This is a genomic window from Runella sp. CRIBMP (genome assembly GCF_009905605.1).
In the GTDB taxonomy this organism is placed as follows: Bacteria; Bacteroidota; Bacteroidia; order Cytophagales; family Spirosomataceae; genus Runella.
On the sequence record NZ_JAAAKZ010000005.1, the window covers coordinates 17,966 to 40,753 of the forward strand.

The 22,788-nt window shown below is 45.3% G+C and carries 21 protein-coding genes; 9 read left to right on the forward strand and 12 right to left on the reverse strand.

Annotated features, from left to right (window positions below):
• Window positions 1-43 precede the first annotated feature (43 nt).
• A complete protein-coding gene (gene purB, locus GVN20_RS15070) occupies window positions 44-1,387 on the forward strand; it encodes an adenylosuccinate lyase (protein ID WP_166559136.1) in 1,344 nt (447 codons plus the stop codon).
• Window positions 1,388-1,490: 103 nt separating this feature from the next.
• On the opposite strand, the gene GVN20_RS15075 is transcribed toward purB, so the two are convergent.
• The 4 genes from GVN20_RS15075 to GVN20_RS15090 all read right to left on the reverse strand — a co-directional run bounded on the left by GVN20_RS15075 (window position 1,491) and on the right by GVN20_RS15090 (window position 4,744).
• The gene (locus GVN20_RS15075) at window positions 1,491-1,943 is read right to left on the reverse strand and encodes an RES family NAD+ phosphorylase (RefSeq protein ID WP_166559137.1); all 453 of its coding nucleotides are present in this window, start codon (window positions 1,941-1,943) and stop codon (window positions 1,491-1,493) included.
• 2 nt (window positions 1,944-1,945) lie between these two features.
• Window positions 1,946-2,383, reverse strand: a complete 438-nt coding sequence (locus GVN20_RS15080; RefSeq protein ID WP_166559138.1) for an antitoxin Xre/MbcA/ParS toxin-binding domain-containing protein — start codon at window positions 2,381-2,383, stop codon at window positions 1,946-1,948.
• A 66-nt stretch (window positions 2,384-2,449) separates the two neighbouring features.
• On the reverse strand, window positions 2,450-3,382 hold the full coding sequence (locus GVN20_RS15085; RefSeq protein WP_166559139.1) for a carbon-nitrogen hydrolase family protein: 933 nt from the start codon (window positions 3,380-3,382) through the stop codon (window positions 2,450-2,452).
• A gap of 3 nt (window positions 3,383-3,385) precedes the next feature.
• Window positions 3,386-4,744, reverse strand: a complete 1,359-nt coding sequence (locus GVN20_RS15090) for an aspartate aminotransferase family protein (protein ID WP_166559140.1) — start codon at window positions 4,742-4,744, stop codon at window positions 3,386-3,388.
• A gap of 178 nt (window positions 4,745-4,922) precedes the next feature.
• Here GVN20_RS15090 and GVN20_RS15095 point away from each other — a divergent pair, with 178 nt between their 5' ends.
• Genes GVN20_RS15095 through GVN20_RS15105 form a run of 3 tightly spaced genes read left to right on the forward strand, consistent with a single transcriptional unit; the run spans window position 4,923 to window position 6,190 of the window.
• Window positions 4,923-5,126, forward strand: coding sequence for a hypothetical protein (locus GVN20_RS15095; protein WP_166559141.1), 204 nt, complete (start codon window positions 4,923-4,925; stop codon window positions 5,124-5,126).
• A 42-nt stretch (window positions 5,127-5,168) separates the two neighbouring features.
• A complete protein-coding gene (locus tag GVN20_RS15100) occupies window positions 5,169-5,651 on the forward strand; it encodes an RNA polymerase sigma factor (protein WP_166559142.1) in 483 nt (160 codons plus the stop codon).
• Complete coding sequence (locus GVN20_RS15105) at window positions 5,648-6,190, forward strand: hypothetical protein (protein ID WP_166559143.1); 543 nt, start codon at window positions 5,648-5,650, stop codon at window positions 6,188-6,190. Before GVN20_RS15100 ends, GVN20_RS15105 begins: the two co-directional genes overlap by 4 nt.
• A 284-nt stretch (window positions 6,191-6,474) precedes the next feature.
• Here the strand turns inward: GVN20_RS15105 and GVN20_RS15110 are convergent, their stop codons facing one another.
• Together GVN20_RS15110 and GVN20_RS15115 are read right to left on the reverse strand one after the other, a co-directional pair.
• On the reverse strand, window positions 6,475-7,569 hold the full coding sequence (locus tag GVN20_RS15110; protein WP_166559144.1) for an AI-2E family transporter: 1,095 nt from the start codon (window positions 7,567-7,569) through the stop codon (window positions 6,475-6,477).
• 127 nt (window positions 7,570-7,696) lie between these two features.
• Window positions 7,697-9,157 carry an META domain-containing protein gene (locus tag GVN20_RS15115; RefSeq protein WP_166559145.1) on the reverse strand — a complete coding sequence of 487 codons (1,461 nt, stop codon included), beginning with the start codon at window positions 9,155-9,157 and terminating at the stop codon, window positions 7,697-7,699.
• Window positions 9,158-9,363: 206 nt separating this feature from the next.
• Here GVN20_RS15115 and GVN20_RS15120 point away from each other — a divergent pair, with 206 nt between their 5' ends.
• The gene (locus GVN20_RS15120) at window positions 9,364-11,133 is read left to right on the forward strand and encodes a long-chain fatty acid--CoA ligase (protein ID WP_166559146.1); all 1,770 of its coding nucleotides are present in this window, start codon (window positions 9,364-9,366) and stop codon (window positions 11,131-11,133) included.
• Between the two features lie 16 nt (window positions 11,134-11,149).
• Here the strand turns inward: GVN20_RS15120 and GVN20_RS15125 are convergent, their stop codons facing one another.
• The 6 genes from GVN20_RS15125 to ffh all read right to left on the reverse strand — a co-directional run bounded on the left by GVN20_RS15125 (window position 11,150) and on the right by ffh (window position 18,734).
• Window positions 11,150-14,254 (reverse strand): two-component regulator propeller domain-containing protein, encoded by a 3,105-nt coding sequence (locus GVN20_RS15125; protein WP_166559147.1) that lies wholly within the window; start codon window positions 14,252-14,254, stop codon window positions 11,150-11,152.
• 68 nt (window positions 14,255-14,322) lie between these two features.
• Window positions 14,323-15,300 (reverse strand): glycoside hydrolase family 43 protein, encoded by a 978-nt coding sequence (locus GVN20_RS15130; protein WP_166559148.1) that lies wholly within the window; start codon window positions 15,298-15,300, stop codon window positions 14,323-14,325.
• Between the two features lie 46 nt (window positions 15,301-15,346).
• The gene (locus GVN20_RS15135) at window positions 15,347-16,255 is read right to left on the reverse strand and encodes an LD-carboxypeptidase (protein WP_166559149.1); all 909 of its coding nucleotides are present in this window, start codon (window positions 16,253-16,255) and stop codon (window positions 15,347-15,349) included.
• 87 nt (window positions 16,256-16,342) lie between these two features.
• Window positions 16,343-16,870, reverse strand: coding sequence for an NADH-quinone oxidoreductase subunit J (locus GVN20_RS15140; protein ID WP_166559150.1), 528 nt, complete (start codon window positions 16,868-16,870; stop codon window positions 16,343-16,345).
• A gap of 20 nt (window positions 16,871-16,890) precedes the next feature.
• A complete protein-coding gene (locus tag GVN20_RS15145; protein ID WP_166559151.1) occupies window positions 16,891-17,382 on the reverse strand; it encodes a hypothetical protein in 492 nt (163 codons plus the stop codon).
• Window positions 17,383-17,420: 38 nt separating this feature from the next.
• The gene (gene ffh / locus GVN20_RS15150) at window positions 17,421-18,734 is read right to left on the reverse strand and encodes a signal recognition particle protein (RefSeq protein WP_166559152.1); all 1,314 of its coding nucleotides are present in this window, start codon (window positions 18,732-18,734) and stop codon (window positions 17,421-17,423) included.
• Window positions 18,735-18,880: 146 nt separating this feature from the next.
• Here ffh and GVN20_RS15155 point away from each other — a divergent pair, with 146 nt between their 5' ends.
• From GVN20_RS15155 to GVN20_RS15170, 4 genes are all read left to right on the forward strand, one after another.
• Window positions 18,881-21,052, forward strand: a complete 2,172-nt coding sequence (locus GVN20_RS15155; protein ID WP_166559153.1) for a T9SS type A sorting domain-containing protein — start codon at window positions 18,881-18,883, stop codon at window positions 21,050-21,052.
• Between the two features lie 147 nt (window positions 21,053-21,199).
• Window positions 21,200-21,568 carry an NADH-quinone oxidoreductase subunit A gene (locus GVN20_RS15160; protein WP_166559154.1) on the forward strand — a complete coding sequence of 123 codons (369 nt, stop codon included), beginning with the start codon at window positions 21,200-21,202 and terminating at the stop codon, window positions 21,566-21,568.
• Between the two features lie 86 nt (window positions 21,569-21,654).
• Window positions 21,655-22,200 (forward strand): NADH-quinone oxidoreductase subunit B, encoded by a 546-nt coding sequence (locus tag GVN20_RS15165; RefSeq protein WP_114069742.1) that lies wholly within the window; start codon window positions 21,655-21,657, stop codon window positions 22,198-22,200.
• A 58-nt stretch (window positions 22,201-22,258) separates the two neighbouring features.
• Window positions 22,259-22,759, forward strand: coding sequence for an NADH-quinone oxidoreductase subunit C (locus GVN20_RS15170; RefSeq protein WP_166559155.1), 501 nt, complete (start codon window positions 22,259-22,261; stop codon window positions 22,757-22,759).
• Window positions 22,760-22,788: the final 29 nt, after the last annotated feature.

A 22,788-nucleotide genomic window follows, 5' to 3' on the forward strand; every position in this document is an offset into this window, starting at 1 on the left:
TTTTCCGATTCCCGGCGTATCTTTGCGCCTTAGAACCCAAGCTATGCAATTAAATTCCCTGACAGCTATCTCTCCCGTAGACGGGCGCTACCGTCGGCAAGTTGAAAAACTCGCCCCTTATTTTTCCGAATTTGGACTGATTCGCTACCGCATTCTGATCGAAGTGGAATATTTTATTTCTCTCTGTGAATTGCCATTGCCGCAATTGAAAGACTTCGACAAAGTGCATTATTCCGACTTGCGCGCACTCTACGGCGAATTTTCGGAGAAAGACGCGCTGATGATCAAAGAGATTGAATCAGTGACCAACCACGACGTGAAAGCGGTGGAGTATTTCATCAAGGAAAAGCTGAAAGACAAGAAGTTAGAGCAATTTTTGGAATTTATCCACTTCGGATTGACTTCCCAAGATATTAACAATACCTCCATTCCGTTGTCGCTCAAAGACGCCCTCAAAGCTGAAATTGTACCGATGTTTGATGAAGTGTTGGCCAAATTAAAAGCCTTGGCAGAAGAGTGGAAACACATTCCGATGCTGGCCCGCACGCACGGGCAACCTGCCTCACCGACGCGGTTGGGGAAAGAATTTGGGGTATTTGCCGAACGCCTTGAAAAACAATTACAAATGCTTCAAGCCGTACCCTTTGCGGCAAAATTTGGCGGAGCAACGGGCAATTTCAACGCTCATCACGTAGCTTATCCCGACATTGACTGGGTGGCTTTTGGCAATCATTTTGTCAACGATCACTTGGGCCTTTCGCGGAGTCAATTGACTACGCAGATTGAACATTATGACATGTTAGCGGCGCTGATGGACACCTTCAAGCGCCTGAATACCATCCTGATAGATCTCGATCGTGATATTTGGACGTACGTGTCGATGGAGTATTTTAAACAAAAAATCAAAGCGGGCGAAATTGGCTCATCGGCCATGCCGCACAAAGTGAATCCGATTGATTTTGAAAATTCAGAAGGAAATTTGGGCATTGCCAACGCGATTTTTGAACATCTGTCGGCCAAACTTCCTATTTCTCGCCTTCAGCGCGACCTGACCGACTCTACGGTGCTGCGCAACTTGGGCGTTCCGTTGGCGCATACCGTCATTGCCTTGAAAGCCTTGATGCGTGGATTGGGCAAACTGGAACTAAACGAAAGCGCTTTTTACGCCGATTTAGAAAACAACTGGGCCGTAGTAGCAGAAGCAATTCAGACCGTTTTGCGCCGCGAAGCCTACCCACAACCCTACGAAGCGCTGAAAAATCTCACCCGCAAAAACGAAAAAATCACGGCCAACGCCATCGCCGAATTCATTGATGGTTTGGATATTTCGGACGAAATCAAAGAAGAATTAAGAGCTATTTCGCCGTTTAGTTATACGGGGGTGTAGTTTTACCGCCACGCGGTTAGGCGTCCGACGGTTCCAAACCGTCAGACGCCTAATTTTACCGCTGTTTGTGTTTCTCACCAACGGCTTTTTTACTCCCAAGAATTTACAGCAGCCTATTATCCCAAAAATAATCCTCTGTTCGCACCAATTGAACTTTTGAGGCAAAGTCGGGATGCTCCGTGTTGATGACGTAATTATATTCCTGAGAAATAACCGCCGACGGGACTTTCAGCATAAGCGTTTCCTGACGATGATACCATTCACTACCCATCCGTTGAAGCTTTGAATAGGCATTCAACGACCGCCAATCCAAGGGTAATTCTGACAAACGAACCTGTTTAATAAGACGGTCTTCGTCCGCAATGGAAATTACCATCACCTTGTAAAGAAAGGTCGGAACGATAGCGTTGCGGTGTACGACCAATTCAAGCGTAGATAAAGAGCGGGAACTGCCCGTATAAATCACGTTTTGGCCCTGAAAATTCCAACGATTAGCGCTGCCCGAAGGGGTTAATTGATTGGCGTATTTCTCATGACAAATCCTGAACACTTCCATAACTACACATTATCGCCAAACTCCAGCGCAGTAAGTCGGTCGTTTACAAATCTGATTCCGCTTACGGTCGTCAGGTACATCACCGGGCGGTGATTGTCAAAAAAGAAATTTTGGGTATTCAGCCATTGATCAAACCCTTTGGTGTTGCCAAATAATTGAATTCCCCGCTTAATCAATGCCAACAGCAACAAAATATGTTCCTGTAAATTTGCTTTAAATTTGTTCTCTGTTTGGCGATACGACCTGAACGTTTTGGGGCTAACGTTTAACCAATCTCCTATGACATCATCATTAAAATCCGTTCGTTTTTTGATGGTCTCCACGTAGCGCCAATCAATCTCTCTATTTTGAAGAAATACCAATACTTCACTGTCGCTTATTTGCGCTGGCACCTCTTCCCATAGGCTCGTATCTTCAACAATTTCGTGTTTAGTTTTCATGATGACTTTGATTGTACAAAGACAAATATAGGTAATATTACCTTTTATAAAAAGAAATATTGCCTATCATCTCACCTTTGCCATCTCAGGTTGCCCCACCACTTCGAGTTTAAACACATCGTTTCGGGAATAATGCCCTACGACGTCAAAATCCAGTTTGCTTTTGGCCAATACTGAAAAATCTAACTCGGCAGTGAGTAAACCTTCTTCGTTCCAAAGCGGCCCCGCCAAGACCTCACCCAACGGTGAAATAATGACGCTACCGCCACTGCTCATGATGGCAGGCTCATGGGTCAAATCTGCTTGAAAACGTTCGGGATAATCGGATTTTTGAATAAACTGATTACAAGCCAACACAAAACAACGACCTTCCAACGCAATGTGCTGCATGGTCGATTGCCACGATTCGCGAGAATCGGCCGTGGGGGCAAGGTAGATTTCAATGCCGCGTTGATACATCGACATCCGGGCCAATGGCATGTAATTTTCCCAGCAAATCAACCCGCCGATTTTACCAATTTCGGTATCAAAACTGACCAATGTACTGCCGTCGCTTTCGGCCCAAATGTAACGTTCTAAGCCCGTAGGCTTGAGTTTACGATGCTTGCCGATGAGATTGCCGTGTTTATCAAAATACAGCAATGCACAATGCAACGACCCGCCAACGCTTTCGCGCTCGGTGACGCCCAAAGCCACAAAAATGCCCGCTTTACGGATGGCTTCGCTGATTTGTTCGACGTAGGAAGAATTCGTTTCGAGGCTGTTTTCCCAATACTCTAACCACTGGTTTCTGCTTTTTTCGGTACGACGACCGACTACGGAATCAAAGTCGAGTCCTCGTGGATAACAGGGAATGAAGGATTCGGGGAAAAGCAACAAATCACAGCCTTCTTTGGCTCCTTTTTCGATCCAATCAATGACGATTTGGACCGTTTTTTCAATATCAAACAGCGCTGGCGTCGCCTGAACTACGCCCACTTTTATCTTTTTGTGTTGCATTTTTTACTTGGTTTCTTCGCGCAAAGCGTCTTCAATCGTGTCAATGATAAAATCGCATTGGTCCTGCGTCAAAATCAGGGAAGGGCGCAGGGTGATGACATTGCCTTCGATGATCTTAAAGGCCAGTCCGCGTTCCATGCAGCGATACATGATACGCTCAGCTTCTTCGTAGGCGCGCTCTTTGGTTTTGCGGTCTTTGACAAGGTCGATGCCGATGTGAAACCCTTTGCCGGCTACATTACCGATGAGCGGGTATTTGTCCTGCATTTCCCGAAAAGCATTCATCAGATACTCGCCTTTAGTGGCCGCATTTTCGACGAGTTTATGCTCTTCAATGTATTCGATTTCGGCCAATCCTGCCGCACAACAAAGCGGATTTTTCTCGTGCGTAAAATGCCCGATGGAGCTGTCCTGCAAGACGTTATATTCCGATTTGGAGACAATACCCGCAAACGGCACCATGCCACCACCCAACGATTTGCCCAGCACCAATACGTCGGGTGTAACGTAATGTTCACTGGCAAACATTTTTCCTGTACGCCCCAAACCTTCAATGATTTCGTCAAAAATCAAGAAGATTCCTTCACGGTCGCAAAGGCTGCGGATTTCTTGCCAATAATTTTTAGACGGTACCACGGGCGTGGAGGAAATCGGCTCGGCCACGATGGCCGCAATGTCGGGTTCATTGCGAATAATGAGTTTGATTTGACGCAAGTATTCGTCGTCGATGGCATCGGTATCGTCCCATTTCCACGGATTGCGGTAGTAATTGGGAAACTCCGCGTGCAGTGCCCCCGGCACCATCGGCCCGTTACCTTTCAGAAAGTGCGCTTGTCCGCTCACGGCCCCCGATTGAAACCCCGTGCCGTGGTAGGCATCCCAAAACGAAATGGTTTTCCACTTGCCTGTGATTTGCTTCGCCAGCATCACCGCCATTTCGATAGCTTCTGAGCCGCCTGGGCAAAAAAGTACCCGGTCAAGTCCTGCAGGCGTAATTTCGGTCAGTTTTTTGGCCAACTGAATGGCGGGAATGTTGGTATATCTCCGGGGCGTAAAAGCCAACGCTTCTGTCATTTGACGAATCATGGCTTCCACCACTTGGGGATTATTGAATCCCGCATTATGGACGCCATTGCCGTGCATATCCAAGTATTTTTTGCCGTTTAGGTCATAGATATACGCGCCTTCGGTCTTAGAAAGCACGTTCATGACGGGCGTAGAAAGCGCCTGATGAAAGAAATATTTGGCATCTTCTTCTAGCCAATGCAAGGTTTCTTTATCCAACGATTGGGTGTACAATTGGCGTTGTTCGGAAGAGTTGATGTCTCCCTGGTCTTCGGAGATTAGGTTTTCGGGGGTCATGGAATGGGTTTGGAAAGTTACATAAAAGTGTACCTAAGCCGTGGTTGTAAAGATAAAAGAATTATCATAAACAGGCTTCGGGTCATTTGTTATCCGTTTGTATCAATTACTAAAAAAAATGGGTCAATGTAAGTTTTCAGCGCTTTCTGCTACTAATTGTTCAAAACATAAAAACAAGATGAAACTATTTAAATACTCCGCCATTGTTCTTTTACTTTCCTGCACGGCATGCAGCAATGAATCCTCCCCCGAAGGCCGATCAAAAATACGCGATGAAAAACTCCAAGTTGAAATCGAGCATCTGAACCGGCAAAACAGGGCTGTTCTTGACAGCCTCAGCGCTATTCGTAGGGAATTAAACGCGCTGAAAAATCAAAAATAACTATCTTATTTTCGCGAATTACTGATATGATTAAAACAGACAATGAATGAAACCGCATTCTTAACTCTCATGGCCGAGCACCAAGGGATCATTCATAAAATATGCCGACTATATCGTGACAGCCGCGAAGATCGTGAAGACCTTTTTCAGGAAATTACGTTCCAACTTTGGAAATCGTTTCCTTCGTTCAAAGGCAACTCTCTGATCAGCACGTGGCTTTATCGCATTGCTTTAAATACAGCCATCGCTTCTTATCGAAAAGAGAAGCCGACTATCGACTACGTTGAGACATTGCCCGAATTTGCCGAAGAGCTTCAAAACGAAGAGCTTATACTGCGCCAAGAACGTTTACTTACCGCCATAAAGCAGTTAAGTGAAAGCGAAAAAGCAATCATCGCACTCTATTTGGATGACCTGAGTTATTTGCAAATTGCAGAAATCCTTGGAATCAGCGAAAACAATGTGGGCGTTAAGATCAATCGAATAAAAACGAAAATTCAACAACTTTTAATAAAAGAATCATGAACTCCGACGAATTAAAATTGGCTTGGAAAGGTATAGCGCCACCCACCAAAACAAATGAAGAAATCAAACTGATGCTACAGGAAAACAGACATCCGGTCTTGAAAGGAATCAGAAAACAACTTACTATAGAGCTGTTGGGCTGGTCTGCCTTTTTACTTTGTTATTATACTATGTTTGACGGCGCAACAAGACCTTTGTCGGTCAATGCCATTTTGGTGACTGCGTTAGTGATCTCTATCGCCCATACGTTGTACGGCTATGCACTGGTCAAGTACCCGGAAAATGGCGCTGCGCTTACGGCTTCGCTGGAAAAGCATATTTCCCGTATCAAACTATACGCAATCGGATCCCTGATTTCAAGAATGTGCTACGCTGCCGGCTTGCTGTTATTCTTTACGTATTCAATAGAATTGACTACTGCCAAATACTATTCTTTGGCCGCTATTATCCTCGTATTCTTGGTTCAATTGGCATTTTTATACAGAATTTGGGCAAAACGGCTGAAGAGGCTCAGCGAAACATTGGCCGGTCTTTCCTGAGGTATTGGAAACATAAGCGTTGCCAAGGTTCAAATTTTGTTTCATTATCCAACGATTGATTATAAAGGCTGCGTTGCTCGGAAGAATTAATATCGCTTTAGTCTTCGGAGATTAGGTTTTCGGGGGTCATGGAATGGGGTTAATGCTATTTTCGTTTTTGTTAAGAAATATAGCTTTTTTTCTATTTTTCAGCCAAATAAGATCAAAACAAAAACCTTATTTGACTGAATTTTGTCAAATAAAGTTAATAACTCAAAACCATTACCTTATTTTCAGTTAAAGAATCACGATTTTTTGACCCTCGCTTTAATCGTGTCTATAAAGCCGCTTTCTCCCTTTTTCTTTTCTTCGCCAATCAAAAAACCATAGGGTTGTAAGGGCTCAATATTATCAAAAATAACTTTGGCAATGCCCACCAAAGGAATAGCCATCACCATTCCCGCCACACCCCAAACCAGCTCCCCAACCACAATGGCAATAATGGTAAACAATGGATTAATTTTGACTTGGGCTCCTACCACCAACGGTTCCAAAATATAGGTTTGCAGAAATTGAACCGTTCCGTAGGTAAGTACAATCCCGAGCACCATGCCCGAATCACCTCCCTGTGATAGTGCGCCAATGACGGTCAGCGTGGTGCCCGTAATGTTGCCCACAAAGGGCACTATTTCAAACAAACCGCAAATCATGGCAAAAAAGAGTGCATTTTTTACGCCGATTATCGAAAATCCAACGCCGTACATCACCCAAAGCATGACAATCATCATGGCCAGCCCCAAGAGATATTGTTGAGCCACGTGCGACGCATCGCTGATGATTTTATTGCCTTTTGCTTTTTGGTCAACGGGCACCATTTTTAGCATGAATTGCTTCAAGTGTGTGCGTGAATACATCAACAAAAAAGTATAAACCAGCACCAATACCATATCTACCAACAGACTCGTAGACGAGCTCATGACCGACAACACCATTTTTCCGGCATTGCCCACCCCCGACGATTGTTGCTGCTTTAGCAATTCTTTTTGTTTTTGGGGAGAGAGCCCAAATTGATTACTTAATGTTTCTTGCAATTTCTTTTCTAACTCCCCAACGTACTGTTGCATTTTCGGGAGGTCATCGACAAAACTGGCGATTTGCCATGAAAGTATCCCAATAATTCCAATCACCACGACAACCGAAAAAAGAATACAGAGAAAGGTTGCCAACCCACGAGCCATCCCTTTCTTTTCCATCCAACGACCCAGCGGCAACATCAGCATCGCAATAATGCAGGCCAGCGCCAAGGGCACCAAAAAGGGTTTGGCAAAGTACAAGCCAGCGATAACCAGAAAAAAAAGGGCAAGAACTTGAAGGGTTTTGGAAAGCGACGAGGTGTGCATAGCGTTGTGACTGAATATAAATCGGCCGATTTGTTATTGCCGAGAATCTTAGGTCAATGTTACAAAAAAAATCAGTCTGCAATACACCACTTCAGTTACGAAGTAACGAGTTTGTACCTTCCCACCCCTACTTCCTCACAAACCGCATCACGGCAATATCGCCCATGATAAATGTCAGCGTATTTTCGTTGATGGAGTACGTATTTATTTTTTTCAATGTTTCCAGAAACCGATTTTCTCCCTCACCAGGGCAAAACATCTTGGTCAAAGCCATGGGTGAATTGAAATTGAGCTTGTTACCGTCGGTGTTGAGTTTACCCGAAAAACGGTTGCAGCCCGTGTTTCCGCTCACTTGCCCATTGGCTCCGTCAAATATCATCATTGGTTTTTTGTCGGGATACAGGCTATCAAAAGGCACCGAAACCCCTGCAATATAATTGAGTTCCCAAGTTCCGTCAAGGGGTGAGGCGGTCGTCATGCTTTCATTATGAGTGGTAAGTTTTTCGGTTAAATACAGGTACGGCGGGTGGAAATGGTGCGCAAAAATTTTCGCTTTGCTTTCGGGAAAGCGTTGGTAATAGTCCTCGTCGGCCTTCAAAACAATCGTATTTCCCGTGCGTACGTAATGATTGCTATTATAATACGCTGGCGGCGGAGTGAAGCCCGTCATGTTTTTGCTTACAATCGTCGAAGCCATTTTTCCGAGGTATTTTTGGTAGTTTTTATTGGCTTTATACGTGGGCTTACTGAGCTGATTATACGCATATTTGAGAGCGAGGTTTTTGGGGAATTTTTGCTTTTTGATCATGTCCTTGGCCCCCACAAACGGATTCGTCACGTTAAAATCGTCGATGGTCTGAATAGAAATGGGCACTTCTGGCACCCAGTCCGCAGAATTGACGACGTTGTACGCCCAGCCGTTTTGGGTCAATGACTCATACTCGTACGCAAAATACAGATTTCCAGGCTTGGGGGCAGCGCTACAATAGGTTTTGAAGCGAATGTCGGCAGGAATTGCCTTTTGCTTTTGCAAGCTGTAAACGTAAGCCGTCAATAAATACGCAATGGCTCCCCCTTGACTGTGCCCCATGATGATGACATCCTTGATACCCTTTTTGTAACAAGAATCTATTTTTGACAAAATATCCTTCGACATCGTGGCCGTACCAAGCAGCCAACCCACATGTACGGCGGCTTTGGGGTCGGCCGAAAGTTCGTATGTAAAAGTCTCACTTTGGTTCAATTGCAACTCACCCTTGGCGGGCACCATCGCAGCGTAGAAATTCGCCAACCAACTTACTTCCTTCTCGGTCGTCCCCCGGATACTGATTACAGCAATGGTATTGTCGTTGTGCGTCCATAAATCCCACATATTATCTAGCCCAACAATCGGCGAACGGTACACCGATTGGTAATTTGTAGGCGCAGGGAAAGCCGCAACGTAGTTAGGAGCGCCAAATCGGGCCGATATTTTCAGCATTTCGATGTATTCTGCTTTGTCAAAACCAGCTCGAAGGCGCTGCGCTTGAAGGCCATTACCCAATAAAAACAAACATCCAACAAGTAGAATGGAATAAAAGGTTTTCATGCGAGAGGGGCGTTTAATAGTTAACGATACATAACGGAGAATGACTCATCAAAAGCTAAAACTAAATTACGCTCAAAAAGTTGAAGGAATCAACTTTCCACAATTTTTCAGGGTTATTGTTTCATTTATTGCCGTCTAATAACTTTGTCCTTCGTGCGTCTATGTTTTTTACTTTACTTTACGCCCAATCAATCTCTTCCAACAACATGCAAACCGTTGCTACCCGTATATTTGATTTCTTAGACCTCTACATAAAACCCCTAAATAAACCCGATACGCTGGCTTGTAAACGCCACGGCGAATGGATTACGTTTTCGTCACAGCAGTTTTGCGAAGAGGTCGACAAAGTCAGTTTGGGCCTCATCCAATTAGGTGTACAAGCAGGAGACCGCATCGCAATCGTGTCGGAAGGCCGCCCCGAATGGAACATTGTAGACTTTGGTATTCAGCAAGTTGGCGCCGTTTCGGTGCCGATTTATCCTACCCTGACGCTCGACGATTTTCAATATATTTTTCACGAAGCCGAAGTCCGGTTTGTGTTTGTGGGCGACGCGGGCCTGTTTAGAAAACTGATTGACGTGGTAGCTACGGCCCCTTCTGTGGAAGAAATGTACACATTTGATGCCGTCAAAAGTGCAAAAAACCTCACGGATGTTACGCACAAAGCCGACGAAGCCAATCGACCCAAGCTCGAAGCCATGAAGGCCGCAGTTCAACCCGACGATTTATTGAGCATAATTTATACTTCAGGTACCACCGGCGACCCCAAAGGAGTGATGATTTCGCACCGCAATATTTTGAGCAATGCCGAAGAAGGCAGAAAACTGATTGCCTTTGGCTCAGAAGCGCGGGCGTTGAGTTTTTTGCCGCTCAATCACGTATTTGAGCGCATGGTTCAGTATGTATATTTGCGCTCGGGCATCTCAATTTATTACGCTGAAAGCGTGGCAACCATTGCCGAAAACCTGCGTGAAGTGCGTCCTACGGTACTATCGACGGTGCCGCGTCTACTCGAAAAAGTGTATGACAAAATCGTGGCAAAAGGCTATGAATTGTCGCGAGTTTCGCGCAATATCTTCCTTTGGGCATTGGATTTAGGATTAAAATACGACCCTAATAAAGACATGGGCTGGTGGTACAACACCCAACTTTCGTTGGCCAAAAAACTGGTTTTCAGCAAATGGCAAGAAGCCCTCGGCGGCAAACTCCAGATGATTGTGGTCGGTGCGGCGGCCACCCCACCGCGCATTGCCCGCGTGTTTTGGGCGGCAGGGATTCCCGTGTGTGAAGGCTACGGTCTGACCGAAACCTCGCCCGTTATTTCCTTTAACCGTTTATATCCCAAACAGGAAATTCGCATCGGCACGGTTGGTATGGTGATTGATGGCGTGGAAGTAAAACTCGCCGACGATGGCGAAATTTTGGTCAAAGGTCCCAATGTCATGAAGGGATATTACCGAAAACCCCACCTGACTGCCGAAGTGATTTCGAGCGATGGCTGGTTTCATACGGGCGACATTGGCCAGTGGGTCGATGATAAGTTTTTAAAATTGACCGACCGAAAAAAGGAAATCTTCAAAATATCGGCTGGAAAATACGTAGCCCCGCAGGCCGTGGAAGCAAAATTGAAGGAGTCATTTTTTATCGAACAGGCGGTAGTTCTCGGCGACGGGCAAAAATACGCCGCCGCCTTGATTGTTCCCTCTTTTGACGCCATCAAAGAGTTTTGCCGAATCGAAAATATCACCTATACCTCTGACGATGAGATTATTAAAAACGAAAAGGTAAGTGCTAAAATTAGGAGTGAAATAGAAAATGAGAACAAAGAATTAGCCCCCTACGAGCGCGTAAAAAAATACCATTTATTGTCCCGTGAGTTGTCGGCCGCCAATGGCGAACTAACCCCTACCCTTAAACCCAAGCGGAGAATCATCCAAGAAAAATACAAAGCGGAGATTGAAGAAATGTTTGCGTAAGAAGCAGTGAATCTGACTATTTCTGAAAAAACTTCTGAATAGCATCTAAAATATCCTGCGGATTGGGGAGGGAAAAAGCGGGAAATCTGGGATACAACGGAATTTGAATAAAGACAGCATTTCCTTCCCCAACGATGGGCGTCCACACAATCTGGCCTCGCAAAACCGCCACCCTCGATTCGATATTGCCAATGCCAAGGCCTTGTTTTGCTTGGCTGTACGTAAATCCTTTGCCGTCGTCGAAGTAGTCAAAATGGATGATATCATCGTCGAGATGGACCCGAATAGTGATTTTTTTGGCTTCGGCATGTTTAAGCGTATTATTCATCAGCTCCTGCGTAACTCGATACAGGCCCGTTTCAATTTCGGCGGGAAAACGTTCGGGCAAACGCGATGCATCCACTTCTACACTGACCTCCCCCGATTGCCTAATTTTTTCGGCCAAAGCCTCTACGGCGGCGGCATAGCCGTATTGTTCGAGCATTCGGGGGCTGAGTTCCCGCAGCATTCGCCGAATATCTACGATAGAATCATTGATAATTTCGAGGGTCTTTTTCTTGATTTCCTGGCTTTCGGGATGGTCAGAAAGGTATTTTGTCAGCGACGACGCGTATAGTTTCAAAGTTGCCAAGCGTGCTCCCACTTCATCGTGCAGGTCTTGTGCAATCTGCTTCCGCTCTTGTTCCTGCGCCTCAAGGGCAATTTTTAGGCGTTCTTGCTCCTTCTGTTTCAAGCTTACGAGGCGATTTCTGCCCGCCATAAACGCCACATAACCCACCAGCCCCGTGCAAAAAATGTAGAACCACCACGTTTGCCAAAAAGGAGGATTGATTCGGATGTACAGTATCTTTTCACTATCGCTCCATACCCCGTCCCGGTTGGCGGCCAATACCCTGAATATGTATTTACCGGGGGCAAGATTGGCATAACGAACGTAATTTCGATCATTGCTAATGATCCACTTTTTATCCAATCCCTCCAATTTATAACGATAGGTATTTTGCCCATTGCTGTAATAATCAATGGCCGCAAACTCCATCGAAAGGGTATTTTGATCGTAAGACAGCGAAATCACATCAGTTTCGTTGATTTGTTTGGCTAGAGGATAGACGCCTTCATTAACTTTAAAATTATATAAATGAACGCTTGGTTTAAAAGAAAGTTTTCGAATTCGTTCGGGAAAAAAACTGTTAAATCCTTTGACCCCACCAAAAAAAATCTCCCCTTCTTTGCTCATTGCAAAGGCGTTTCCGTTGTATTCATAGCCCTGAATACCGTCTGTTAGGTCAAAATTGCGAAATTGACGCGTTTGAATATCCAACTGCGAAATCCCGTGGTTGGTACTGAGCCACAAATTGCGTTGTTTATCAGGCACAACGCCATAAATGTACGAATTGGCAATACCATGACGCTCATCGTAAAATGCATACCGGCGGTCGACGGGATTCAGTTCAATCAATCCTTTTTCAGTACCAATCCAAAGTTTTTGGCTCACCGTATCCTCTCGTATTACGTTGATATTGAATTGTTTCATTCCTGAATACACCTGTTTCCACTGTCGGTTCTGGTATTTAAAACCATACAGTCCCTCAAAATAAGCCGCGAGCCAAATGGTAGAATCTTTGGCCTGATAAACCGAAAACACATTCCTATTTTTCAAAATCGGCGATTCCGAAAAAGTTTTGGTCTTGGGGTCAAAAATCCACGGTCCAAGCGGAGTCCCTAAAAACAAACGCCCATCCGACAACTCAATTATATTGCGGGTATAGTTATTTCGGGATGGGTTTTGGTCAAACTGGTATAATTGAAATTTTTCGGTTTTAGCGTCAAATTCCATCAGTCCGCCATAAGTCCCCAGCCACATTTGATTGTGGCTGTCGCGGAGAAACGATTTAATAAAATTGACAGAAGGCAGCGAGGGCGAATTCGATTGGGTCAGATAACGTTTAAGAATGGTTCGGCTTTTGGGATTAAGTACCGCGATACTCCCCTCGGTTCCAATCCACATATTTCCATCGGGAGCTTGGATTATGCATCGCACCGAAAAATTGTCTAACCTCCTCGCGGGTGGCAAGTTGGGGCTGTCCGTAATCTTATAAAAAATTGAAGCGTTAGGGATAATTTTAAGCAGTCCGTCGGGGTCAACATTGGCCCAAATGATGCCCCGGTTATCAACATATATTCTGGTAATTTCATAATTATCCAAATTTCTCGGCGTCACATGAGGTAAATAAACTACTTGTAGCTCTCGCTTTTTGGTGTCAAAATTCCAAAATCCGTTGCGTTGCGTACCGATCCAGAGTTTATGATTGATTCCTTCGGCAATGCTGTACACCGCACCCAAGTTTCGGTTATCGGGCGTTTTATCAAACAACTGAAACTCTCCACAGGCAGGGTCGAGTCTAATCATCCCCTGCAATGACCCGAGCCAGACGATATTTTTAGAATCAACGTATAAACAAATGATATTCAGTGGATAACCTAGTTTATTCTCTGCATGGTCACTGAAATAATAATGGTATTTTTTTTCTTTTATGTTATATTTTACCACCCCCTTTGTACCCACCATCCACACGTCCCCCGCGGGGGTGCGGGTAGTCCAGTCGATGTAGTCAAAATCCTGGGTAATAAAAACTTTAGGGGCTACCAACCGGTGCTTACCTGTTTTAAATTCATACGCCAAGATACCGTCGCCTTCGCGTATGTACCAAAGCTCATCCGCATTAACATAAAAAGGAGACGTACGGCGTTTTATGCCTTTTTGGGATTTATCTATCACCAAGCGAAAGCGGTCAGTGGCTCGTTCGTAACAGTTGAGTCCTTCTTCCGTACCTAACCATACGTTTCCCTGCTTATCTTCCACCAGCCCCGCAATGTTGACTCCATGCAGCGAATACGGGTCTTTCACGTCGGGTTTATAGACCCTAAACGTGTGTCCATCGTAGCGATTGACCCCATCTTGAGTACCAAACCACATAAACCCACGCGAATCTTTGAGCATGTGGTAGGGAGACCCTTGCGATAGTCCCTGATTCACCCCAATATGCTCCAAACGGTAGTCTTGCGCCCACCCTTTCAGACCCACACCGATAGCTACTATGAGGACGATGAATTTGTACAAGGCCGTAGAAAAGTTTAAATCAACTTCTTCTAATTGAAAGCGTTAGGCAGCAAGTTACAAAAAATATACTATTTACCGAGAAGGCGTTTTCCTACTCCTTCGTTGGTAATCACTACAGGTTTTATCAAACCGTTCTCATCAAAAAACAGCTGGTCCATACAAGTAACGCGGGCATTTCCGTCGGTTTCACCCAACGGACGGCGGTGGTAAACAATGTACCATGCATCGTCTTTTTGGTGGTGAATCACCGAATGATGCCCCGCACCCGTGGCTACTTTTGGGTCTTGCTGCAATATTTTTCCAACACGCTTGAAAGGACCAAAAGGCGAATCAGCAATGGCATACGCCACGCTGTAATTGGGGCCTGTCCAACCGCCTTCCGACCACATAAAGTAGTATTTTCCGTTCTTTTTAAACATAAACGGGCCTTCTACGTAGTTTTCGGGCGTAATTTCTTTAAACGTACTTCCGTCTTCAAAAGGGACAAAGCCCGTAAAATCGTCTTTCAATTTAGCAATATTACAGTGCCTCCATCCGCCGTAGATGAGGTAATAATTGTTGCCATCTTTGTACACAAACTGGTCGATAGGTTGCGCTCCGTTGTGAAATTTATCAACCAGCGGTTTGCCAAGATAATCCGTAAAAGGCCCCGCTGGATGGTTGGCCACCGCTACCCCGATACCGCCTTTTTCTTTATCACTCTGAATGTCGTTAGCCCCAAAAAACAGGTAATATTTCCCCCCTTTTTCAATAATGGAAGGAGCCCACATGGCGCGATTTGCCCATTTGACCCGGGCCGTGTCGAGGATTGTTGAATGCTTAGTCCAGTGAATCAAATCAGGGGAAGAGAAGGCGTCAAAAAACACTTGCTTGTTATATGGGGCAGAAAACGTTGGATAAATCCAGTATTCTTTGCCAAAAATAATCCCTTCGGGGTCGGCATACCAACCCTTAAAAAGAGGGTTTCCAGAGGTTTCTGCGGTATTTTTTTGGGCATAGAGTTGAGCGGTGAGCAACAGAAGGGATAGAAATAGTATTTTTTTCATAGAATGGTTGGGGTTTTAAAAAAGGAAAACAGGGTTAAGGGAAGAATCAATTTACAAAAATCAATCTTGTACTTTCGGATTTGACTGACAGTTGAGCTTCCCGCCCCACAATCATCGCGCGGTTGTCGGGCACGTGGCCTACGGGAAAATCAAAGCAAACGGGATAATCATATTCCGCTACAAAATCAGCAATGATTTCATTCGCATTTTTGCCAAACTTGATGGTATCATTGTCTTTCATATCCGTAAATTGCCCAACAACCAGTCCTGCCAAATGGTCTAATTTTCGGGCCCTTTTGAGCTGCACCATCATGCGGTCGAGGTTGTAATAGGTCTCTTCTACATCTTCGATAAAAAGCAGCTTGCCTCGGGTGTCCAATTCCGAAAGCGAGCCAATCAAATGCGCCAAGAGGCATAAATTCCCACCGACTACTTGCCCAGTAGCGGTACCAGTCCGATTGAAAGGGTGCGCAACTACTTCATACTGTAATGGTTCTCCCCAAAGCGCCTTTCGCAGCGTTTCTACGGCATTAGAGGCTCCTTCTTGTCCAAATAGTTTAGGCATGGTGGCGTGTAAACTTTCAAACGATAGGCGATGAAGATGACAGTGCAAGGCAGTTATGTCACTGAACCCTACAATCCATTTGGGATGTTTTTTAAATCTCCTAAAATTCAGTCCATCAATGAGCTTAGAGCTTCCGTACCCTCCTCGTGCCGAAAAAATAGCTTTGATACTCGGATCGTCCAACATACGCTGAAAGTCGGTGCGACGCTCATCGTCTGTACCCGCAAATTGGTGGTAACTCGTCCGTAACGTAGCGCCTTCCACTACATCTAGTTGCCAATCTTCCCGGAGCATCCGCAAGCCTTCAAACAACGCATCGTACGATACCTGACTCGCCAACGCCAATACACCTACACGGTCGCCCGCTCGTAAATAAGGAGGTCGTTTCACTTTATTAGGATTTATCAAAAAGAAACCTTACGCACGACATTCAATCTCTGCGACTTTGCGTAATTATAAATCTGAGGTTTAGGCCCCTCATTTCTCACGCTGAGCCGCAATATAAGCTGCCCCCACTAGAGCCATCAACAACATAAGCCCTGCAACCTCAAAAGCCCATACGTGCGTAGTCATCAGATGAACCCCAATGCTTCGTATCGTAGATCGCTGCGGTGTAAACTCTGCCAACTGTGGCGAGTGAATAATCATAAAATTAGCGTTGAGAATAACCCAAAACAACACACCAAAAATGCCCAAAGCCACTAGTCCGCCCCAAAATTGGTTCAGGTGGCTGGTCAGCACAAGGTTTTTCTTTTGGTTGCTTTCACGGTCGGGACGGTAGGTGAGCATAATCCCGAAAATAAGCAAAACCAACACGCCACCTACGTAAATCAAGATTTGGGTAATAGCTAAAAAATCAGCACCCGCCAACACAAATAGCGCTGCAACACCCAACAACGACAAAAAAAGGCAAAGCGCCGCATACATGACATTGCGGGTAAATAGTATCGTTAATGCCGCACCGATACACAGCGCTGAAAAACCATAAAATGCAATCTCAGCCATTATGAATTAAAATAAAGTAGCTACTCTTTCCGTCCAAAAGTGTACACAACGCCAAGGTTACTTTTTAAAACGCCAGAATCAAATTTTCGCACCACATAAGGAGCCAGCTCAAAGGCGACCCGCACGTTGGGTACCGATTTAAACGGAGCCACGCGTGTGCCGATGTTGAGCGAATACCCTTCCACGATATTGTTGGTCTGGTTGGCAAGCACCCCAATGAAATTAAAGCGAATTCCGCCCCCCAAATACACCTGATAGTTTTCCTTGCGCGAAAGGTTGACCATTGGCAAAATTTCGGTACTTAAACTTCCGAAAAGCGTGTTGGTCTGAAGCCGAACGTCCAGCCAAACGGGCTTAATGGGATTAGTACTGACAGACAGCAATCCGTTCCATGGATAATATCCGATAGACTGGGCATTGGCCGTGGCGCTTAATCCAAACAATACCAAAAAAATCCCCGACCAACGTCTTTTTTGGTCGGGGAATAAAAACTGAAAATTTACCTTTATCATAAGAACATCGGCTACAATCACTTTCTTCACTCTTCTTTTTACTTCACCTTCAGTTTTCCCATTTTTTCCATCGTGTTCATTTTCTTCATCATCTTCCGCATTTCGTCAAACTGCTTGAGCAGATTGTTGACTTGCTGAAGTGACGTTCCGCTACCACCCGCAATGCGTTTTTTGCGACTTCCGTCAATCACATCGGGGTTTTCGCGCTCTTTGGGCGTCATGGAATGAATGATGGCTTCAATGGGCTTGAAGGAGTCGTTGTCGATTTCCATGTCTTTCATGGCCGACCCCATCCCTGGAATCATCCCCAACAAATCTTTGACGTTACCCATCTTTTTGATTTGTTGCAATTGCCCTAAAAAGTCATTAAAGTCAAATTTATTGGCCCGCATTTTAGCGTTAATGCGCTTGGCTTCGTCTTCGTCAAAGGCTTGCTGCGCGCGTTCCACCAACGAAAGCACGTCGCCCATGCCCAAAATCCGACTCGCCATACGGTCGGGGTAGAAGCTGTCGAGGGCTTCCATTTTTTCACCCGTCGAAATATATTTGATGGGCTTGTCTACAATCTGCCGAATCGAAAGGGCTGCTCCACCGCGGGCATCACCATCCAATTTGGTCAGCACTACTCCGTCAAAATTCAGGCGCTCATTAAAGGTTTTGGCCGTATTGACCGCATCCTGTCCCGTCATTGAGTCAACTACAAAGAGGATTTCGCTCGGTTTGATGGAAGATTTGATATTTTCCACTTCCTGCATCATCACCTCATCCACGGCCAAACGACCCGCGGTATCGACGATAACAATCTTCTTGCCCGACTTTTTGGCGTGAGCAACCGCATTTTGGGCAATCGAAACGGCATTTTTATTATCTGGCTCTGAATAAACCTCCACGCCGATTTGTTCTCCCAATACCTTCAACTGGTCAATCGCCGCTGGGCGGTAAATATCGCAAGCCGCCAACAGCACCTGCCGCCCCTGCCGCTTGAGCATGTGGGCTAGTTTTCCTGAAAAAGTCGTTTTACCTGACCCTTGCAAACCTGCAATCAAAATAACAGCGGGGTCGCCTTTGATATTGATGGCTTCGGCCTGTCCACCCATGAGCGCGGTCAGCTCTTCATGGACAATTTTTACAAACATTTGCCCTGGCTCTACCGCAATCAGAATTTTTTGGTCGAGGGCTTTTTCTCTTATTTTATCCGTAATTTCTTTGGCAACTTTGAAGTTAACGTCGGCGTCTACCAATGCCCGACGCACTTCTTTGGTTGTGGCCGCTACGTTAATATCTGATATTCTATCTTTCCCTTTAAGGGTCCGAATGGCTTTGTTTAATTTATCCTGTAAGCTTTCAAACATAATAACCGATAAGTAAAATGAGGGGACAAATTTAGTGAATCATGCGTTCAAACCATAATATCTTTATTATCGTGTGTGAAAAGTATTGTTATAATCTTAAATTTGCGCGGCAAAAACACCAAAACTCTTAAAGTTACCCTTATATTATGATGCAAAAAAACACTACCTATTGGCGCTGCTTGAATGTGTTATTAGTCACTTTATTAACAGTAGGTACGTTGACAGCTCAGATAAAAATTACGTTCCCGGTAGAACGGGCCGTTTTTCAACGTAACAACGCAAACCAAGCTTCCATCTCCATCGGGGGGTATTATACGCAGGCCGTTGACCGCATCGAAGCCCGACTCGTTCCAGTATCGGTGGGTCAAGGTCAAGCCACCGACTGGACTACCATCGAATCCAATCCCAGAGGCGGTGTATTTTTAGGCACTTTAACGGGCCGTGGCGGCTGGTATACGCTCGAAGTCAGGGCGTTTTTTGGGGGCGTAGAAGTGGGGCGCGATGCCCTCTCGAAGTTGGGTGTAGGTGAAGTATTTTTAATTGCTGGTCAATCAAACGCACAGGGCTTTTTCGGCTTTGGCGCTCCCGCCGTCAACGATGACCGCGTAAATACCATCACTTGGGATAATCAAAACTCCGACCGAACCAATAATCTCACGTTTTCATTCACCCGACTTACCGCCGAGGGAGTCATTGGTCCGCGCGGCCGCAGTGCGTGGTGCTGGGGGCCTTTAGGAGATTTGTTGGCCAGAAAATTAAACGTTCCTATCTTATTTATGAACGCTGGGTGGATTGATACCTCTACCCAAAACTGGTTGGATTCGGCCAATGGCAAACCAGTAAAAAACCGAATAAACGAGGATTTGCCCGCTGGGATGCCCTATCTCAACTTAAAAAATGCTCTCCAATATTACGGCTCTATTCTGGGCCTGCGGTCGGTATTATGGTTGCAGGGGGAAAATGATGCCGCGGCCAATGTGACAAAAGATGCTTACCAAAATTCTCTGCAAGGCTTAGTAAACGTAGCCCGTATCGAACAAGGTGAGGTGCTTTCTTCCCTACCTTGGGTGTTATCCCGCACCTCAAGGTATGCCATCAATACCAGTTCATTTACTTCTCAATCGGTAATAGATGCCCAAACGGCCATCATCAATATCCCTTTTAACAAATCCTATCCAGGCCCATTTACTGATAATATTCAGGTACCGCGGCCTCTTTTAAATCCCATTAACGGCTCTATTGACCTCGTTCACTTTCAGGGACAAGGACTAATAGATTTGGCCCAAGCTTGGGATAACTCCTTACAACCTAGCTTTTTTGCTACCGTAGTTCCAGTATCACCCCGCCCTGCTCGGCCGCTTACTGTTACCTGTAATGCTGGAAACGCAAGTTTTAACGTCAAAGCTCCCGATGGCTTTGTATCCTACCGATGGACAAACGGAGAAACCACACAAACCATCACCGTACAAGGAGCAGGCACATATCAGGTAACAATGAAAGACAATGCAGGTAATACTTACCTTACTCCTGCATTGGTGGTAACCGAACCGTCCGTAAGACTTCCTGATCCTGTGATTACTCCAAATGGAGAACAAATCATTTGTGCTGATTCTTCCATTGCCTTAACGGTGAATGTTTCATCGGTAAATACCGTTACTTGGAGCAATGGTCTCGTGGGTCGAACCATCAATGTAAAAACGCCGGGCACCTACACTGCCCGCCTAAGTAATATTTACGGATGTAGTTCACCTACCCTTTCTGCACCAGTGACCATCAAAACCATCAGTATTCAAGCACCCAAGCTCATCCAGTCGGGCCCGTATAGTGTCCAGGCCACGCCAGATAGCACCATATTTTCATTTGCCGACACAAAAGTCTCAAGTATTACGTGGGATTGGCGACAAGGAGGCCGAAGCCTTACGGCCACCGAGTCAGCGATTAAAGTAACCCAAACGGGCGAGTTTACGACGCGCTCAAGAGTGACGTTTGTGGCCAATTCTGGTGGAAGCGCCCGTACCTGCCTTTCCCCTTTCTCTGCTGCTGTACTGTATCAACCCACTGGAGAAACGGCTGATGGTCTAGTTGTTTACCCAAATCCAAGTCGTTTGGGCAAAGTGGCGATTGAAACGCTCGAAGATTTAACCGATGTAGAAATCACTGTCACGTCGTTGAGCGGACAGGTTGTTTACTCTGGCAAATTTCCAGATTTGAAAATCCGCAAAGAAATTGACCTCAGTTATGTCAATGAAGGGGCCTATATTCTTACATTGTCTTCAACGACGCTCAAACAATCTAAAAGAATTATCATTGATAATTGATATTTTTTGGGCTTCTGCGTGTTGCAGAAGCCTTTCTTATTAATTTTACGTCGTCGTTTTAAAACCTGTGTACAAACATTTGGTTTGATTAAACGACAGTTGTAACTTTGGGTTATCTAACCTGCATCAACCAATCACCAAACCGTAATGAATTACTTACCCTCCGATTATCTCCCCATTTTGATTCAACTTGGTCTTGCGCTTGCTTTTATCGTGGGCACGATGCTCGTCACGCACGCCATCGGACCTAAGCGTAACAGCAAACTGAAAGATGAAGCCTTTGAGTGCGGTATTGAGTCTCAGGGAGACGCCCGCACCCCCATATCCATCAAGTATTTTTTGGTCGCCATTTTATTCGTATTGTTTGATGTCGAGGTCATTTTTATGTACCCTTGGGCGGTCAACTTTATCAAACTCGGAAGCGATGGCTTTATAGAAATGATCCTTTTTATGGGGCTGTTGTTAGCAGGTTTCTACTACATCATCCGCAAAGGAGTATTGGAATGGGAAAAGTAAACTAAAACCATCAATAGTCCGAATTAGTTACTGAAATAAGACTTGTTTATTCAGGTCATCGGACGGTGAAAAAACGAAAGAAAAACATGACACAAGATATTAAAATAGTAGAAGCTCCCGAAGGCTACGAAGGCTCGGGGTTCTTCGCCACCTCATTTGATAAAGTTGTAGGGTTGGCCCGCAGCCACTCGTTGTGGCCCCTGCCGTTTGCTACTTCCTGCTGCGGTATCGAGTTTATGTCAACGATGGCCTCTCGTTACGACTTGGCCCGTTTTGGGTCGGAGCGTCCGAGCTTTTCGCCGCGTCAGGCTGATATGCTGCTGGTAGCGGGAACAATCGCAAAAAAAATGGCCCCCATCCTGAAGCAGGTTTATCTTCAGATGGCCGAACCTCGTTGGGTAATTGCCATCGGTGCCTGTGCATCTAGCGGTGGGATATTTGATACTTACAGTGTATTGCAGGGAATTGACCGGGTGATTCCCGTCGATGTGTACGTTCCTGGATGCCCGCCCCGCCCCGAACAAATTTTGGAAGGAATTATGCAAGTACGCGAGCTGACCCATAACGAGTCGCTTCGCCGTCGCAACGGGCCCGAATACCAAGCGTTGCTGGCCTCTTATAACATTCAGTAAAAAATTAAACGTTATTCATTAACCGTTTAAGGGTTAGGAGTTAACATCTCAAGTAACTATGCTTACAAACCAATCTGTAGCCGAAGAAATCATCAGAAAATTTGGAGACGACGTGTTCGATTTTGAAGAGCCGTTTGGAATGCTGACCTTCAGTACAACGCGTGAACAAATTATCCCGATGTTGGATTACTTAAAGGCGCATCCCCAATTTCAGGTAAATTTTCTCACCGACATAATGGCTATCCATTATCCTGACAGGGTTGGTCAGGAATTTTGTGTGGTCTATCATACGCATAGTTTCATTCACAACTTCCGAATCCGCATCAAAGTTTTTCTGGCTGAGGCCGATGTTCATATTCCAACGGCGACGGGCCTTTTTGCCTCTGCCAACTGGATGGAACGCGAAACCTACGATTTTTTCGGAATTTTGTTTGACGGGCACCCCAATCTAAAGCGCATTCTGAACATGGACGAAATGGATTATTTCCCAATGCGCAAAGAATATCCCCTCGAAGATCCAACGCGTGAAGATAAAATTGATGCTTTGTTTGGAAGATAACCTTTAAGACGTTTGACATTGAACATCGA

What these genes read in the sequence shown, in the direction of transcription:
- GVN20_RS15080 (WP_166559138.1), bottom strand. Translation starts at nt 2,383, where the DNA reads ATGAAAACTAAACACGAAATTGTTGAAGATACGAGCCTATGGGAAGAG.
- ffh (WP_166559152.1), bottom strand. Translation starts at nt 18,734, where the DNA reads ATGTTTGAAAGCTTACAGGATAAATTAAACAAAGCCATTCGGACCCTT.
- GVN20_RS15120 (WP_166559146.1), top strand. Translation starts at nt 9,364, where the DNA reads ATGCAAACCGTTGCTACCCGTATATTTGATTTCTTAGACCTCTACATA.
- GVN20_RS15130 (WP_166559148.1), bottom strand. Translation starts at nt 15,300, where the DNA reads ATGAAAAAAATACTATTTCTATCCCTTCTGTTGCTCACCGCTCAACTC.
- GVN20_RS15085 (WP_166559139.1), bottom strand. Translation starts at nt 3,382, where the DNA reads ATGCAACACAAAAAGATAAAAGTGGGCGTAGTTCAGGCGACGCCAGCG.
- purB (WP_166559136.1), top strand. Translation starts at nt 44, where the DNA reads ATGCAATTAAATTCCCTGACAGCTATCTCTCCCGTAGACGGGCGCTAC.
- GVN20_RS15110 (WP_166559144.1), bottom strand. Translation starts at nt 7,569, where the DNA reads ATGCACACCTCGTCGCTTTCCAAAACCCTTCAAGTTCTTGCCCTTTTT.
- GVN20_RS15170 (WP_166559155.1), top strand. Translation starts at nt 22,259, where the DNA reads ATGCTTACAAACCAATCTGTAGCCGAAGAAATCATCAGAAAATTTGGA.
- GVN20_RS15140 (WP_166559150.1), bottom strand. Translation starts at nt 16,870, where the DNA reads ATGGCTGAGATTGCATTTTATGGTTTTTCAGCGCTGTGTATCGGTGCG.
- GVN20_RS15095 (WP_166559141.1), top strand. Translation starts at nt 4,923, where the DNA reads ATGAAACTATTTAAATACTCCGCCATTGTTCTTTTACTTTCCTGCACG.
- GVN20_RS15165 (WP_114069742.1), top strand. Translation starts at nt 21,655, where the DNA reads ATGACACAAGATATTAAAATAGTAGAAGCTCCCGAAGGCTACGAAGGC.
- GVN20_RS15075 (WP_166559137.1), bottom strand. Translation starts at nt 1,943, where the DNA reads ATGGAAGTGTTCAGGATTTGTCATGAGAAATACGCCAATCAATTAACC.
- GVN20_RS15145 (WP_166559151.1), bottom strand. Translation starts at nt 17,382, where the DNA reads ATGATAAAGGTAAATTTTCAGTTTTTATTCCCCGACCAAAAAAGACGT.
- GVN20_RS15105 (WP_166559143.1), top strand. Translation starts at nt 5,648, where the DNA reads ATGAACTCCGACGAATTAAAATTGGCTTGGAAAGGTATAGCGCCACCC.
- GVN20_RS15100 (WP_166559142.1), top strand. Translation starts at nt 5,169, where the DNA reads ATGAATGAAACCGCATTCTTAACTCTCATGGCCGAGCACCAAGGGATC.
- GVN20_RS15090 (WP_166559140.1), bottom strand. Translation starts at nt 4,744, where the DNA reads ATGACCCCCGAAAACCTAATCTCCGAAGACCAGGGAGACATCAACTCT.
- GVN20_RS15160 (WP_166559154.1), top strand. Translation starts at nt 21,200, where the DNA reads ATGAATTACTTACCCTCCGATTATCTCCCCATTTTGATTCAACTTGGT.
- GVN20_RS15115 (WP_166559145.1), bottom strand. Translation starts at nt 9,157, where the DNA reads ATGAAAACCTTTTATTCCATTCTACTTGTTGGATGTTTGTTTTTATTG.
- GVN20_RS15155 (WP_166559153.1), top strand. Translation starts at nt 18,881, where the DNA reads ATGATGCAAAAAAACACTACCTATTGGCGCTGCTTGAATGTGTTATTA.